The sequence below is a fragment of the Pseudomonas sp. MDV22-iso1 genome, from assembly GCF_058145095.1.
In genome coordinates, this window is record NZ_JBYVMF010000012.1 from 142888 (window position 1) to 157825 (window position 14938).

The 14938-nt window shown below is 58.3% G+C and carries 18 protein-coding genes; 13 read left to right on the top strand and 5 right to left on the bottom strand.

All coding sequences use genetic code 11. The features are described 5' to 3' along the window. Positions 1-72 precede the first annotated feature (72 nt). A complete protein-coding gene (locus AC3ZVB_RS15685; RefSeq protein WP_490147043.1) occupies positions 73-663 on the top strand; it encodes a YceI family protein in 591 nt (196 codons plus the stop codon). Position 664: 1 nt separating this feature from the next. After that, entirely contained in the window at positions 665-1822 is a 1158-nt protein-coding gene (locus AC3ZVB_RS15690) for a phospholipase D-like domain-containing protein (RefSeq protein ID WP_490147044.1), read from the top strand. 111 nt (positions 1823-1933) lie between these two features. Here AC3ZVB_RS15690 and bglX read toward each other — a convergent pair whose 3' ends face one another. Beyond that, positions 1934-4225, bottom strand: a complete 2292-nt coding sequence (gene bglX, locus AC3ZVB_RS15695) for a beta-glucosidase BglX (protein ID WP_490147045.1) — start codon at positions 4223-4225, stop codon at positions 1934-1936. A 237-nt stretch (positions 4226-4462) separates the two neighbouring features. On the opposite strand from bglX, the gene AC3ZVB_RS15700 reads away from it, so the two are divergent. The 5 genes from AC3ZVB_RS15700 to AC3ZVB_RS15720 all read left to right on the top strand — a co-directional run bounded on the left by AC3ZVB_RS15700 (position 4463) and on the right by AC3ZVB_RS15720 (position 7317). Next, a complete protein-coding gene (locus AC3ZVB_RS15700; protein WP_162438621.1) occupies positions 4463-5071 on the top strand; it encodes a LemA family protein in 609 nt (202 codons plus the stop codon). Positions 5072-5147: 76 nt separating this feature from the next. After that, positions 5148-5897 (top strand): TPM domain-containing protein, encoded by a 750-nt coding sequence (locus AC3ZVB_RS15705; protein WP_490147046.1) that lies wholly within the window; start codon positions 5148-5150, stop codon positions 5895-5897. Between the two features lie 27 nt (positions 5898-5924). Further along, positions 5925-6542, top strand: coding sequence for a TPM domain-containing protein (locus tag AC3ZVB_RS15710; protein ID WP_490147047.1), 618 nt, complete (start codon positions 5925-5927; stop codon positions 6540-6542). Between the two features lie 132 nt (positions 6543-6674). Further along, positions 6675-6974 carry a helix-turn-helix transcriptional regulator gene (locus AC3ZVB_RS15715; protein ID WP_490147048.1) on the top strand — a complete coding sequence of 100 codons (300 nt, stop codon included), beginning with the start codon at positions 6675-6677 and terminating at the stop codon, positions 6972-6974. Continuing rightward, positions 6961-7317: a putative holin gene (locus AC3ZVB_RS15720; RefSeq protein WP_162438625.1), complete on the top strand. Its 357-nt coding sequence runs from the start codon at positions 6961-6963 to the stop codon at positions 7315-7317. Before AC3ZVB_RS15715 ends, AC3ZVB_RS15720 begins: the two co-directional genes overlap by 14 nt. A gap of 301 nt (positions 7318-7618) precedes the next feature. On the opposite strand, the gene AC3ZVB_RS15725 is transcribed toward AC3ZVB_RS15720, so the two are convergent. Next, entirely contained in the window at positions 7619-8044 is a 426-nt protein-coding gene (locus tag AC3ZVB_RS15725) for a helix-turn-helix domain-containing protein (RefSeq protein ID WP_162438626.1), read from the bottom strand. 300 nt (positions 8045-8344) lie between these two features. Here AC3ZVB_RS15725 and AC3ZVB_RS15730 point away from each other — a divergent pair, with 300 nt between their 5' ends. The 3 genes from AC3ZVB_RS15730 to AC3ZVB_RS15740 all read left to right on the top strand — a co-directional run bounded on the left by AC3ZVB_RS15730 (position 8345) and on the right by AC3ZVB_RS15740 (position 10335). Beyond that, on the top strand, positions 8345-8623 hold the full coding sequence (locus AC3ZVB_RS15730) for an Ogr/Delta-like zinc finger protein (protein WP_162438627.1): 279 nt from the start codon (positions 8345-8347) through the stop codon (positions 8621-8623). A 2-nt stretch (positions 8624-8625) separates the two neighbouring features. Further along, a complete protein-coding gene (locus AC3ZVB_RS15735; protein ID WP_194691157.1) occupies positions 8626-8988 on the top strand; it encodes a hypothetical protein in 363 nt (120 codons plus the stop codon). Positions 8989-9120: 132 nt separating this feature from the next. Continuing rightward, a complete protein-coding gene (locus AC3ZVB_RS15740; RefSeq protein WP_490147049.1) occupies positions 9121-10335 on the top strand; it encodes a class I SAM-dependent methyltransferase in 1215 nt (404 codons plus the stop codon). Between the two features lie 45 nt (positions 10336-10380). Here AC3ZVB_RS15740 and AC3ZVB_RS15745 read toward each other — a convergent pair whose 3' ends face one another. Next, positions 10381-11298, bottom strand: coding sequence for a DMT family transporter (locus tag AC3ZVB_RS15745; RefSeq protein WP_490147050.1), 918 nt, complete (start codon positions 11296-11298; stop codon positions 10381-10383). Between the two features lie 291 nt (positions 11299-11589). Here AC3ZVB_RS15745 and AC3ZVB_RS15750 point away from each other — a divergent pair, with 291 nt between their 5' ends. The 3 genes from AC3ZVB_RS15750 to AC3ZVB_RS15760 all read left to right on the top strand — a co-directional run bounded on the left by AC3ZVB_RS15750 (position 11590) and on the right by AC3ZVB_RS15760 (position 13014). Then, complete coding sequence (locus AC3ZVB_RS15750; protein WP_490147051.1) at positions 11590-12171, top strand: DJ-1/PfpI family protein; 582 nt, start codon at positions 11590-11592, stop codon at positions 12169-12171. A 13-nt stretch (positions 12172-12184) separates the two neighbouring features. Next, entirely contained in the window at positions 12185-12490 is a 306-nt protein-coding gene (locus tag AC3ZVB_RS15755) for a ribbon-helix-helix domain-containing protein (protein WP_162438632.1), read from the top strand. Positions 12491-12669: 179 nt separating this feature from the next. Further along, positions 12670-13014 (top strand): YegP family protein, encoded by a 345-nt coding sequence (locus AC3ZVB_RS15760; RefSeq protein WP_162438633.1) that lies wholly within the window; start codon positions 12670-12672, stop codon positions 13012-13014. Positions 13015-13144: 130 nt separating this feature from the next. Here AC3ZVB_RS15760 and AC3ZVB_RS15765 read toward each other — a convergent pair whose 3' ends face one another. Both AC3ZVB_RS15765 and AC3ZVB_RS15770 read right to left on the bottom strand, forming a co-directional pair. Next, positions 13145-14032, bottom strand: coding sequence for a dihydrodipicolinate synthase family protein (locus AC3ZVB_RS15765; RefSeq protein WP_490147052.1), 888 nt, complete (start codon positions 14030-14032; stop codon positions 13145-13147). 29 nt (positions 14033-14061) lie between these two features. Then, the gene (locus AC3ZVB_RS15770; protein ID WP_490147053.1) at positions 14062-14844 is read right to left on the bottom strand and encodes an aldolase; all 783 of its coding nucleotides are present in this window, start codon (positions 14842-14844) and stop codon (positions 14062-14064) included. Positions 14845-14938: the final 94 nt, after the last annotated feature.

Sequence of the window (14938 nt, forward strand, 5' to 3'; positions counted from 1 at the left end):
CAGCGGCAACAAGTTTGCAATTGTTTCGCGGGCGGTTAAGGTTCGCTCAGGTTTATCTGCCCACGAGTCCCTATGTTCACGCGGTCCCTCTGTAAAAACCTCGCTTTTGTCCTGCTGGCCGGCACCACGCTGTCGGCCCAGGCCAACTGGTACCTTGATGGCGAGTCCTCGCGGTTGTCGTTCATCAGCACAAAAAATGCCCACATTTCTGAAGTGCAGCGCTTTCTGGTGCTGCACGGCAAGGTCGATCCCAAAGGCCTGGCCGAGGTGGAAGTCGAACTGGAGTCGGTGAACAGCGGCATCCCGTTGCGTGATGAGCGCATGCGCAAGGACCTGTTCGAGATCCAGACGTTTCCCAGTGCGTTGATCACTGCGCAAATTGATCTACGCCCGATCAACGATCTCGCGCCCGGGGCGCAACTTGAATTGCGCTTGCCAGTCACGGTTAATCTTCACGGTAAAACCCACCAATACAACGCCGAGCTGCTGGCGACCCGCCTCGATGATCGACGTTTCCAGGTGGTGACGCTCGAGCCTTTGGTGATCAATGCCGAAGACTTCGACCTGGCACCCGGTCTGGAACGGTTGCGCAACGTCGCCGGACTGTCGGCGATCAGTCTGTCGGTGCCGGTGGGTGCGGTACTGATTTTCACGGCGCGCTGACATGGCCGGTGCGATCTTTCCCTGGCGTGAAGGCAACAGCTTCGAACTGCTGATCGACGGTCCGCAGTTCTTTCCGCGAATGCTGGTGGCGATTGCCCGCGCCGAGGAACAGGTCGAACTCGAGCTGTACCTGGTCGAGGCGGGCGCGTGCGCCGAGGCCATGGTGCAAGCGTTGATCCAGGCAGCCGAGCGTGGTGTGCGCGTGCGTTGTCTGTTCGATGACTACGGCAGCCTTGCCTTCACCCTGACCCTGCGGCAGCGATTGATGGCGGCGGGTGTGGAGCTGCGTTTCTACAATCGTTTGAGCTGGCGGCGCTGGGTGGGCAACTTCTATCGCGATCACCGCAAACTGTTACTGGTCGATCAGAGCCTGGCGGTGGTCGGGGGCACGGGGGTCACCGATGAGTTCTGGACGCCGGGCGAAGATGTCAGCGAGTGGCACGAAGTGATGGTGGAAATCACCGGCCCCCTGGTAATCGACTGGCAACTGCTGTTCGACCGCCAGTGGATCGCCAACCGCCATCGCCGAGCCTGGAAGCCCGCCTCGCATTTCGGTTTGCCGCGACTGCCGCGCATACCGTCCACGGGCGAGGGCATGGGCCGGGTGGCGTACGCCGACGCCCGCCAGCACCGCGACATCCTGCAGTCGCTGGTTCGCGCGCTGAACAGCGGGCAGAAACGGATCTGGCTGGCCACGCCGTATTTCCTGCCGACCTGGAAAGTCCGTCGCTCACTGCGCCGCGCCGCATCACGAGGGATTGATGTGCGCCTGCTGCTTACCGGGCCGCGTACCGATCATCCATCGGTCCGTTACGCCGGCCATCGTTATTACCCGCGCCTGCTCAAGGCGGGGGTGAAAATCTTCGAATACCAGCCGTGTTTCCTGCACCTGAAAATGGTCTTGATCGATGATTGGGTCAGCATCGGCTCGTGCAATTTCGATCACTGGAACCTGCGTTTCAATCTGGAAGCCAACCTTGAGGCACTTGATCCTGGACTGACCCGGGCAGTGGCGGCGAGTTTCGAGAAGGATTTTGCGTTGAGCCAGGAGGTGAGCCTGGAGGCATGGCTACGCCGGCCGCTGTGGCGGCGTGTGAAGCAAAGGATCTGGGGCTGGGTGGATCGGCTGGTGGTCAATCTGCTGGATCGTAGGGGGTAGCTCAGATCAAAAGATCGTCCGAACGCGGCCCGAGCCTTCGGCAGCTCCTACAGGGTATACACCATCCCACTGTAGGAGCTGCCGCAGGCTGCGATCTTTTGCTTTTAACGGTTACAGCAACTCAAAACTCTGCTGCGTCACGTCCTGAGAGTCCAGGCCGATCTGCACGTTGAACTTGCCCGGTTCCGCCACGTACTTGAGCTGAGCGTTGAAGAACTTCAGGTCATCCTCGGTGATGGTGAAGTGCACGACTTTCTGTTCGCCGGCCTTGAGCATGATTTTCTGGAAGTTCTTCAGCTCCTTCACGGGGCGAATCATCGAACCGGTCACGTCCTGCAGGTACAACTGCACCACGGTTTCGCCGTCACGCTTGCCCGTGTTTTTCACCATGACGCTGGCGTCGAGCTTCCCGGTCTTGTTCAGCGTGGTTGACGACAACGCCATGTCGGTCAGGCTGAAACTGGTGTAGCTCAAGCCGAAACCGAACGGGAACAGGGGGCCGGTGGTGTCATCGAAATACTGCGAGGTGTAGTTGCCCGGTTTGCCCGGCGTAAACGGCCGGCCGATGCTCAGGTGGTTGTAGTAAGTCGGAATCTGACCCACTGAGCGCGGGAAGGTGATTGGCAGTTTGCCCGACGGGTTGTAGTCGCCGAACAGCACGTCGGCGATGGCATTGCCGCCTTCGGTACCGCTGAACCAGGTTTCCAGAATCGCGTCGGCCTGATCCCTCTCTTCGAGAATCGACAGTGGACGGCCGTTCATCAACACCAGCACCAGTGGTTTGCCCGTGGCTTTCAGGGCCTTGATCAGCTCGCGCTGGTTGACCGGGATGTCCAGGTCGGTGCGGCTGGAGGATTCGTGGGACATGCCACGGGATTCACCCACGGCGGCGACCACCACGTCCGCGTCCTTGGCGGCTTTCACCGCTTCATCGATCAGCACTTGAGCCGAGCGTGGATCGTCTACCACTTCCGGTGCATCGAAATTAAGGAAGTTCAGGTAATCGAGGACCTTCTTGTCGCTGGTGATGTTGGCGCCACGGGCATAAATCAGCGTCGATTGCCCGCCCAGCGCGGTGGTCATGCCGTCGAACAGGGTGACGGACTGCGCGGGCCTGCCGGCGGCTGCCCAGCTGCCCATCATGTCGATCGGCGCCTTGGCCAACGGACCGACCAGGGCGATCTTCGCGGTTTTCTTCAGCGGCAGGGTTTCGCCCTGGTTCTTCAACAACACCAGGCTACGGCGCGCAACATCACGCGCTTCGGCGCGGTGCAGGCGGCTTTCGGCGTAGGTGTCGGCCGGGTCATCCTCGGCCTTGCCGATGCGCAGGTACGGGTCCTTGAACAGGCCCATGTCGTACTTGGCCGCAAGGACTTCACGCACGGCATTGTCGATGTCGCTCTGCTCGATCTCTCCGGCTTTCAACAGTCCCGGCAGCTCTTTGCCGTAGAGGGTGTCGTTCATGCTCATGTCGATGCCGGCCTTGATCGCCAGCTTCGCGGCTTCGCGGCCATCAGCGGCAACGCCGTGCTTGATCAGCTCGAAAATCGCCCCGTGGTCGCTGACTGTCAGGCCCTTGAAGCCCCACTCCTTGCGCAGCAGGTCGTTCATCAGCCAGGTGTTGGCAGTGGCTGGCACGCCATTGATCGAGTTCAACGCGACCATAACCCCGCCAGCACCGGCGTCGATGGCGGCGCGGTAGGGCGGCAGGTAGTCCTGGTACATTTTGACCGGGCTCATGTCGACGACGTTGTAGTCGCGACCACCCTCGACAGCGCCGTACAAGGCAAAGTGCTTGACGCTGGCCATGATGCTGTCGGCGGCGTTCGCGCCGGTGCCCTGAAAGGCCCTGACCATTACCCCGGCGATGCGCGACACCAGGTAGGTGTCCTCGCCGAAACCTTCAGAGGTGCGACCCCAGCGTGGATCGCGGGAGATGTCGACCATCGGCGCAAATGTCAGGTCGATGCTGTCCGACGCGGCTTCCTTGGCGGCAATGCGCCCGGACAGGCCGATGGCGTCCATGTCCCAGCTCGAAGCCAGGGCGATGGGAATCGGGAAAATGGTGCGATGGCCGTGGATCACGTCATAGGCGAAAAACATCGGGATCTTCAAACGGCTGCGCATCGCCGCGTCCTGCATCGGACGGTTTTCCGGGCGGGTGATCGAGTTGAACGTGCCGCCGATGTTGCCGGCGGCGATTTCCTTGCGGATCATCTCGCGTGGCATTTCCGGGCCTATGCTGATCAGGCGTAGCTGGCCGATTTTTTCATCGAGGGTCATTTGCTTCATCAGGTTATTGATGAAGGCGTCCTTGTTTTCCAGAGGTGCGGGCGTCGTGGCGGCCAGTACGGTATGACTGGCCAGACTGACGAACAGGCCCAGCAAACACAGCTTCTTCATGAATAGTTTTCTCGAAAGCCTAAACGGCAGTGACGACGCGCCGGTCAGCCAAAATTTAGGGAGCGACTATTGTTGTTCAGGTAAATGCAGCAAACTTCTGAACTGTTTTAATCCTGGAGCATCTTTTAGCCCATCGGCTGGATGCAATCCAGTGGCGGCGCCGATTATGCCCCAAGAGCCGTGTTCAAAGTTCGCAGGTTGTTTTTTCAACGGAATGTGCAAGGGAGCGTCAACCAGATGAACGTACGACACCATTATCGATCGAGCCTGCAAGTGGCAGCGATGCTATTGCTGACCACACTGCTGGCGGGTTGCGGCATCAACAACATTCCCACCCTCGATGAGCAGGCCAAAGCCGCCTGGGGCCAGGTGCAGAACCAGTATCAGCGTCGCGCCGATCTGATCCCCAATCTGGTGGAGACCGTGAAGGGCTATGCCAAACATGAGGAAGAAACCCTGACCGCAGTGATCGAAGCCCGGGCCAAGGCCACTTCTATTCAGGTGGACGCCAGCACCCTCGATAATCCGGAAAAGCTCAAGCAATTCCAGCAGGCGCAGGATCAGCTGACCGGCGCGCTGAGCCGATTGATGGTGGTGTCGGAGCGTTATCCGGACCTCAAGGCCAATCAGAATTTCCTGGCGTTGCAGTCGCAGCTCGAAGGCACCGAGAACCGTATCGCGGTCGCTCGTCGTGATTTCATTCTGGCGGTGCAGAAGTACAACACCGAGATCCGAACCTTCCCGGGTCGCCTCTGGCATAGCGTGATGTACAGTGATTTGCCGATCCGCGAAACCTTCGAGGCGACCAGCCCCGATGCGGACAAAGCACCTCAAGTGAAATTCTGAAATATCACCACCAGCAGTGATGGCAGGTGAATAACCCTGTAGAAGCCGGTCTGCTGGTGCACGGATGAGGTTGCCAATGCGCGTGTTGAAAGTTGGCCTGGTGCTGCTGCTTTGGGTGTTCACCCTGGCGGCACAGGCCGAGTTGAAATTTCCCCAGCTGACCGGGCGGGTGGTCGATAACGCCGGGATGATTGATCCCTCCGTGCGCGACCAGCTGACCCAGCAGCTCCAGGCCCATGAGAAAACCACTGGCGAGCAATTGGTGGTGGTCACGGTGCCGGATCTGCAGGGTACTGATATCGCGGACTTCGGTTATCAGCTGGGTCGTTACTGGGGCATTGGTCAGAAGGACAAGAACAACGGCGCGCTGTTGATCGTTGCGCGTGATGATCGCAAGCTGCGCATCGAAGTCGGTTATGGGCTGGAAGATCGCCTGACTGACGCGCAGAGCTCGGTGATCATCCATCAGGTGATCACGCCATCGTTCAAGAGCGGCAACTTCAGCAAAGGCATCAGCGACGGTGTCGCCGCGATGCTGGTGGTGCTGGGTGGCAATCCGCTCGATGAACCGTCCACAGTGTATGAGTCCAGAGGCGATCCGGGTGCTGACTTCCTGTCGCGGCATCCAGGGGTATTCGTGTTTCTGGTGATGTTGTTCATTCTGACGGTTTTCGTCTGCCAAATGCTCGGCATCATGCCCAACGGTGGTGGTCGAGGCGGTTCGGGGGGCGGTTTCGGCGGTGGCGGATTTGGTGGCGGTGGAGGCGGGGGCTTCAGCGGTGGCGGGGGCAGTTTCGGGGGCGGCGGTTCGTCGGGTGGCTGGTGAGAAAAATAATGAGCGAGCGTCTTTGAAATGGCATTACTGAATGAACACGAACAACGCAAAGTCGCCGAAGCGATTGCCCGTGTCGAGCGCGATACGGATGCCGAGCTGGTGACCGTGCTCGCCGCCCGCGCCGACGACTACGCGTATATCCCTTTGTTATGGGCCAGCCTGCTGGCGCTGGTGGTGCCGGGTGTCGTGCATTACCTGACCGGCTGGCTGACCTTGCACAGCCTGCTGTTGGTGCAATGGGCCAGTTTTATCGTGCTGTGCCTGGTGTTCCGCATCCCCAAAATCACCACCCGCTTGATCCCGCGTTCAGTGCGTCATTGGCGGGCTTCGAACCTGGCGCGTCGGCAGTTCCTCGAACAGAACCTGCATCACACTGCGGGTGGCACCGGCATGCTGATCTTTGTTTGCGAAGCCGAGCGTTATGTCGAGATTCTGGTGGATCAAGGCATCTCCAGCCGGCTCGACAACCAGAGCTGGGATGACATTGTGTCGGCGTTCACTTTGCAGGTTAAGCAGGGGCAGACGCTGCAGGGTTTCGTAACGTGCGTCGAAGCTTGCGGCGAGTTGCTGAAAGTGCATGTGCCGGTGACGCACGTGAGGAACGAGTTGCCGAATCGGCTGGTGGTGTTGGGCTGAGCATCACCGGTCACTTGTGCCTCTGCTTATTACAAACCCATCCCGTTGTTTGAGTTCCTGCTTGTCTTCAACATCTCCTTCCATTAACGAACGCCCTGCATCGGGCGTTCTGACCTGGAGGGAGGTTTTGTCATGTCTACGAATCAACCGCTCGACCCTTTTTTATGTGCCTCGCTCAGTGGCGAAGAGCGTTCGCCCGCACAACTGACGGCGAAAGAAACCGAAGCCTTGCTGTGGTGCTTTCAAGGTAAAACGTCCTGGGAAATAGCCAGAATCCAGAACTGCTCGGAGTCGACGGTCAACTTTCATTTCACCAATATCCGCCGCAAGTTCGCCGTCAATTCACGCAGTGCGGCCTTGCTCAAGGCGATTGAGTTGGGCTTCATCAACGTCGAAAAGACTGAATCGGGAGGCTCTGATGAGCGTCACTGATTCGGCCTATAACAGTGTCGGCGGACTGCTGCTGGGACTGGGTATCGGCACACTGCCCTCTATCGACGGTGAGGCACTCTTCGGTGCCGCGCTCGGCGCATGGCTCGTTACCACGACTCGCAGTAACTTCAAGGCCTGGCAGCGTATCGGCTCGTTATTGTTGTCGGCGGGCGTCGGCTACCTGTTCACACCTGTCGCGTTGCCGCTGGCACCTTTTCTGACCGGGGGCGTGACGGCATTTCTCTGCGCACTGATCGTCATCCCCCTCAGCATCAAGGTCATGCAATGGATTGATGGCGTCGGTATTGGCGAAATCATCCGGCACCTGAGAGGGCGAGGGTGATGAGTGGTGCAATGACGCTCCTTGTGTACATAACGGGTATTGCTCATTTACTGAGCGCATTCAGGCTGGCCTGTTATCGGCGAGACGAAGCACGTCGTTGTTGGCGAGAGGGTCTGATGATCAGTTTGTGTGGAAGCCTGTTTTGCCTGGCAGGCATGGACGTACTGCTAACGTTTACGCCCGTCAGCCCATGGCATGCAGGAATCAGTGTCCTGGCGTGCGCGCTGATTTTCCGTAGCGGCGGAAACATCATGGTGTTGTGGTATGCATTGAAGTAACGCGTGCGGGGGCTTCTATTACGTTATGTGTCGTTAACGTGTTGAAGCGCCGACAGGATAGAGGACATTTCCGCCAGCTTGAGTTCCAGATCGCGCAAGCGCGTCTTTTCTTCAAGTGCGCGTTGTATGACACAGCGATCATCGTCGTCGAGCAAGCGCCACAGCGCGAGCACTGTATTTTCACGCAGGGTGTTTTCCCGGCTTGTTTCGAGGGTGTTTACGTGTGTTTGCCGCAGCATCGGTCCTACACCCAGCAATAACCAGTCGAGAGAGATGCCCCGTGCTTGCGCCAATTCTACGCATAATGAGTATGGTGTGCTGTCGCGACCTTTCCAGCTGCTAAGGGTCTGCGGGCTAATTTTTAGCGCTGATGACAAAGAAGCATCGGTAGTTGTACCGGTAATATGCTTCAGGCGAGCCAGGACGCCTTGTGATTTTTTGCTACGCAATTTGAGCGTTTTCCTTTTGACATATGCTTTTTGAATACCTAACGTATGCACAATGAGTTGTTTTTATCTTGTGAGTAATCAATCTTCCACTATGAGTCAGAAGAACACGATGTCGAAACTTCCTAATGGTATCAGGGTAATTTCCTACGAGCTTGGCTTGTACCCACTCAGCGACTGCCCGATGCACTTTCTTGCGTCTGGCAGACGTTATTCGCATGGCCGGACCGTGCCGATCAGTGCGTCAAGCAGTATTGCGTTTGATCAGGTTGATTACCACCAGATGACCTCCGGGATTCAAGCATGAGCACCTACAAAATGGTTTGTCCGCACTGCCTGAGCCGGATGCGCATTCGAACCAGCGAAGGGCGTCATATATTCCTGCGAGTGGCTTATCTGCAATGCACCTCCGAAGCCTGCGGCTGGTCGGTGCGGGCCGAGTTCGAAATGACCCATGAATTGTCTCCGAGCGGTATGCCCAATCCCGCTGTGCGTTTGCCGTTCGCCGGGCCGGATTTGCGCAGCGCCGCCCGGCCCGTTGTGGTCAGCCCCGCGTCGTCAGAATTGCACCCGGAGTCCTGAGCATGACGGAAGTTGACGAGTATTTTGAACTGCATGAGGATTTGCTGGATATTGCCCGCTCGTTCCTGGCTCGACATCAGACCGATACATTGATCGATGACCAGGTATTGTTCTGTCGCGCCGTCAAGCACTTGCAGGATCTCGATGTGCCGATGCATTTGGCTGAAAGGCTGGTCAGTCATGCCTATGGCCTCCTCAAATCCAGCAACGACCGCCGCCGTCTGGATATGGACGCAAGCACGGAAACCATCGCGGTAATCACTGATCCGGCCAATGGCCTGACTTGGGCGGTACCGGTGGGATTGATCGTCAAATACATTATTAATTCGCCGAATAATCGCAAACTTCGCTTGGTTGAGCCCTGAAGTCAGTGATCAAACATTCAGGTCTTGGGAAGGAGCGACCAGGGCCTGGAAAAATAACACCGTGCCCTAAGACTCCATCCCCCCTAAAATAACGGCCATTCCCGATCCGCATCGCCCGAGGCCGTTACTTTCATGTCTATCACCGCTACTCCTGCCAGTCTCGCGCCGGATCACCACGCTCAATTCGTTGATCTGCTGCAATCGAGCCTCGATCAGAACGCCTTCATCAAATTGGTGCTGGCCAAGTACGTGGGCCCCGAAGCGGACTTGCAGCGACTCATCGTCAAGCAGCTGACAGTCAAGGATCAGCCTTGCCTGTCCTTCGTTTATCGCTACAAAACCCGCGACATCACCAAAAACCTGCCCCTTGCCGAGGGCGTCGAGGTACTCGCCTCGCTGTTACCTGCCTCGTTCAAAAATGCACACTTGCTGTCGTTGACCGATGAAGTTCAGCTCGAATACAGCAAAAAGAGCAAAAGTTCGCTGTTCAAGAGTAAACCTCAGCAATTGCGTGAGGTGCCGTCCGCTGGGCACAACCGCGAGAAAAACCGCTTCCTTGACCTGAGTCGGCCATTCCTCGCCGATCTGGGCGTGACCAACAAGCAACATGAACTGATCCCGGCGATGTCGCGGAAATGGAAGCAGATCAACAAGTTCATCGAAGTGTTCAGCCATGCGCTGACCACCTCGCCGCTGGCATTGGACAAGCCGGTCCAAGTGGCTGATTTCGGCTCGGGCAAGGGCTATCTGACGTTCGCCATCCATGATTACCTGCGCAACACCTTGAAAGCCGAAGGCGTGGTGACTGGCGTCGAACTGCGTGAAGACATGGTCACGCTGTGCAACGCCGCTGCCGAAAAACTCGAACATCCGGGGTTGGTGTTCAAGTGCGGGGATGTGCGCAGCGTCGCGCCGAGCGAGCTGGATGTGATGATTGCGCTGCATGCGTGCGACATTGCCACCGATTACGCGATCCATACCGGTATCCGCTCCGGCGCCTCGATCATCATGTGTTCGCCGTGCTGCCACAAACAGATCCGCCTGCAAATCCAGAGCCCGGCGCTGCTCAAGCCGATGCTTCAATACGGTCTGCATTTGGGCCAGCAGGCCGAGATGGTCACCGACAGTTTGCGGGCGTTGTTTCTTGAGGCCTGTGGATACGAGACCAAGGTGTTCGAGTTCATCTCCCTGGACCACACCAACAAGAACAAGATGATCCTGGCGGTCAAACGTGCCGAGCCGGTGGACCCGGCTCAGTTGCTGGTGAAGATTCAGGAGCTGAAGGATTTCTACCACATCAGCGAACATTGTCTGGAAACCCTGTTGCGGGCTGACGGGTACCTCTGATCCTGTGGGACGAGCCCGCTCGTAATGGCGGGCTGACTTCAACGGTTATGTTGTAGGCGATGTCCCCTTCGGGATCAGGCGTGCTCCCGCCGTTGACTGGACGGCGGTCCTGCGCCCCAGCATCACCGTCACGATCACCCCGGCGGCAAACAGCCAGGTGATCGGCTCGATGTGTTCACCAAAGAACAGCGCTGAAAAGGCGATGGTGAAGAAGATCTGCAGCAACTGGATCTGGCTGACGCGAGCAATGCCGCCCATCGCCAATCCGGCGTACCAGGCAAAAAAACCGATGAACTGCGAAAACAGCGAGACGTAGCCAAACGCCCACCAGGTCCTGGCTGATATTGCACCCTGGTGCTGCAATGCCAGGTACGTTACTGGCCCGATCAGCAGCGGTGTCGACAGCACCAGTGCCCAGCAGATCACCTGCCAGCCTCCCATCTCCTTGGCCAACCGGCCGCCTTCGGCGTAACCCAACCCGCCTACGGCAATCGCGCCGAGCATCAACAAGTCCCCCGCCTGGATACTGCCGGCACCGCTGATCAGCGCGTAACCGAGCACCAGCGCACTGCCCAGGGCGGCGCAGGCCCAGAAAGCTTTCGAGGGGCGTTCGTGGGACAACCAGGCGGCATACAGCGCGACGCAAAGGGGCTGCAACCCATTGACCAGCGCGCCATGGGACGCGGGCAAGGTTTGCATGGCCCAGGCTGACAGGACCGGAAAGCCGAGGATCACGCCGGCGATCACCAGCGTCAGCCCCTTGAACTGTTTCCACGTCGGCCATTTCTCGCGGTGCCACAACAACAGCAGCGCCGCCGGAACCGCGGCGACCAGCGCTCGGCCCAGACCGTTAAGCAGCGGATGCATTTCCTGCACGACGATGCGCGTGAAGGGCAGGGTGAGGCTGAAGATCACAACGCCGAGCAGACCGAGGGCCATGCCGGTGTTTTCGCGTGAGGACATGATGGCAACCAGAATCGAAGGTGACGGGAGTCGCCTTATCTAGCCATAAACCCGTGGTTTTGGCGCTTACAGTCAGGCGCAGAAATATCCGTACAGTTGAGGGTAATCCCCTCAACGTAGGAGCTGCCGCAGGCTGCGATCTTTTGATCTTGCTTCCAAAAATCCCCCCCCCCAAAAAAAAACTGCCACCTATCCATAACAACAGCCCAACCGTAATAACCGGTTATTACCCACCCCCACAGATAAAGACTACTTTGAATACTCCACGCATTCCCCAAAGGAGCCCTCCCCATGGCCGCTAAAAAAATTCTGATGCTGGTCGGCGATTACGTCGAGGATTACGAAGTAATGGTGCCGTTCCAGGCGCTGCTGATGGTCGGCCATACGGTGCACGCCGTTTGCCCGGACAAGACTGCAGGCCAGACGGTACGTACCGCGATCCATGACTTCGAAGGCGACCAGACCTACAGCGAAAAACCGGGTCATTTGTTTGCGCTTAACTTCGACTTCGCCAACGTCGCGGAAGCCGACTATGACGCGCTCCTCATCCCGGGCGGTCGTGCGCCTGAGTACCTGCGCTTGAACGACAAAGTCCTTGAACTGGTACAAGCCTTCGATAAGGCCGGCAAACCGATCGCCGCCGTATGCCACGGCGCGCAACTGCTGGCGGCGGCGGGAGTTCTCGAAGGTCGCGAGTGCAGCGCTTACCCGGCCTGCGCGCCGGAAGTGCGTCTGGCGGGCGGTACGTTCATCGATATCCCGGTGACGCAAGGTCACGTTCAAGGCAATCTGGCCACGGCGCCAGCCTGGCCAGCGCATCCTAACTGGCTGGCCGGCTTCCTCGGATTGCTGGGCACCCAAATCACGCTGTAACGAGGGACATGTCATGTGCGAGCTCTACGTCAAAGCCGATCCGATTCTCTACGAGTCGCGCTCCCGCTCGCTGCGCATCTGCGGGGTGGTCACCACCCTGCGCCTGGAAAACCAGTTCTGGGACATCCTCAGCGAGATCGCCGAGGCGGATGGCATGACCACCAATCACCTGATCGCCAAGCTGTATGAAGAGGTGATGGATTACCGCGGCGAAGTGGTGAATTTCGCTTCGTTCCTGCGGGTGAGTTGCACGCGGTATTTGAGCCAGCGACGGGTGCAGGCGCCGGAGTTGTCGGTGGTGCGGGCGGGGGTGAAGTAGGCTGGTTTGTCGGTGATTGTGTCGGCCTCGTCGCGAGCAGGCTCGCTCCTACCTTCAGTTTGCGTACACCGACTGTAGGAGTGAGCCTGCTCGCGATGAGGCCGGTACAGGCGACAAAAATCCCGGCCTGGTCTTTACTCTGAAGCGCGAACCCTCTTATTTGCCAAGGAGAAAAGAGCATGTCTGGATGGTACGAATTGAGCAAAACCAGCAACGGTCAGTTCCGGTTTGTGCTGAAGGCGGCCAACGCTGAAACCATTCTTACCAGCGAGCACTACACCAGCCGCAGCGCCGCCGATGGAGGCATTGCTTCGGTCCAGAAGAACAGCCCGCTGGATGAGCGCTACGAGAGAAAGAGCACCAAGGACGGCCATCCCTATTTCAATCTGAAGGCCGGCAACCACGAGATCATTGGCAGCAGCGAGGCTTACTCCTCCGCCGCTGCGCTGGAGAAAGGCATCGCCAGCGTCAAGTCCTACGGACCGACGACAGTGATCAAGGACAAGACTCTGCCGGTACTTTGAGTCAGACACAACGCACCAATAGGCGCGAGCCTGTTCGCGATGACGGTGGGGCATTCAACAGAGATGTTGAATGTTATGGCTTCATCGCCAGCGGGCTCGCTCCTGCATTGGTTGTGTATTTGCCTTTGGATCAGCGCAACGCCTTCAACAACTCCTGCAACTGACCACAGCCCGCATCGCTCAGCGGAAACACCGGCAATCTCGGGTCACCCACTTCCAGCCCTGTCGCGCGCAATCCGGCCTTGATCGTCGCGGGCAGCCCACCCTTGAGTATGAAATCCAGCAGCGGCAACTGGCGATAGAACAGGTCCCGCGCCTTGGCCAGATCGTTGGCCAGTACCGCTTCATACAGATCAAGATTGAGCTGCGGGATCACGTTCGGCGCAGCAGTACACCAGCCTTTCGCACCCGCCGCAAAAGCCTCCAGCGCCAGTGGATTGCAGCCGTTGTAGAAGGGCACCTGGCCTTCGCCCAGCAGCTGCAGTTTGTGCATACGCTGAATATCGCCGGTGCTTTCCTTGACCATGGTCACGTTATCCACGGCATTGAAAATCCGCAGGATCAAGTCCACCGACATGTCGGTCCCGCTGGTGGCCGGGTTGTTGTAGAGCATGATCGGCAAGTCGATGCTGTCGCCGATGGCGCGATAGTGCGCAAGGATTTCCGCTTCGCTAAGTTTCCAGTAAGACGCCGGCAGCACCATCACCACATCGGCGCCGTGGGTTTGTGCATAGCGGGCACGGCGGACGGCTTTCGCAGTCGTCAGGTCGGAGACGCTAACGATGGTCGGCACGCGCTTGGCCACGTGCTTGATGCTGAACTCGCTGACTTCATCCCATTCCGCATCGCTCAGATAAGCGCCTTCGCCGGTGCTGCCCAGTGGTGCGATGGCGTGAACGCCAGCGTCGATCAGGCGATCGATGGATTGCCCAAGCGCGTCGAGATCAACGCTTTCGCCGTTGGCGGTGAATGGAGTGATGGTGTAGCCGATGATGCCGTGAATGGTGGGGGTCGACATGGTGTCTCTCCTGCAGAAAATCGGTAGGTTCAGTTCAGGCAATCGGCGTGTTGACGCAGGTTCTGCCGAGCGTAGTAGTTGAACGCGGCGCCGTGGCGCTTGGGTTTGGAAATCCAGTCGTGGGCTTCGCGTCCCAGTTCCGGAATGATCGGTTTGATTGTTCCCGCGCTCATCGCCAGCAGTTGCAGCCTGGCGGCGCGTTCGATCAATTGCGCAATGACGCAGGCCTCTTCAATGGTCGTGCCCGTGGACAACTGGCCATGGTGCGATAGCAGGATCGCCCGCTTGTCGCCAAGAGCACCGGCAATCAGCTCGCCTTCTTCACTCCCCACCGGCACACCCGGCCAGCCTTCGAGAAAGGCACAGTCGTCGTAGAGCGGGCAGAGGTCCATGTGGGAAATCTGCAGCGGCACTTCGAGCATCGACAGCGCCGCAACGTGGGTCGGATGGGTGTGAATGATGCAGTTAACGTCCGGCCGTGCGCGGTATACCCAGCTGTGAAACCGGTTGGCCGGATTGGGCATGCCGTGGCCTTCCAGTACTTCCAGGTCTTCGTTGACCAGCAGCAGGTTGCTCGCGGTGATCTCGTCGAAACCCAGGCCCAGTTGTTGGGTGTAGTAGGTGCCTGGCTGTGGGCCGCGGGCAGTGATCTGGCCAGCGAGGCCGGAATCGTGGCCATTTTCGAACAGAATACGGCAGGTCAGTGCCAGCTTTTGCCGGTCGGTCCACGTATTATCCGCCAGGGTATTTTGCATCTGCGTCAGCGCTTGCTTGACCAGTTGGTCTTTGGGTAGTGCTAATGTCCGGGCCATATCGGTGTCCTTCGTGCGGTTCATGCAAATGACACTAAATAGGCTATATGACACAAAGTGTCATAAGCAAGGACAATACGTCGCTCCCTTGATG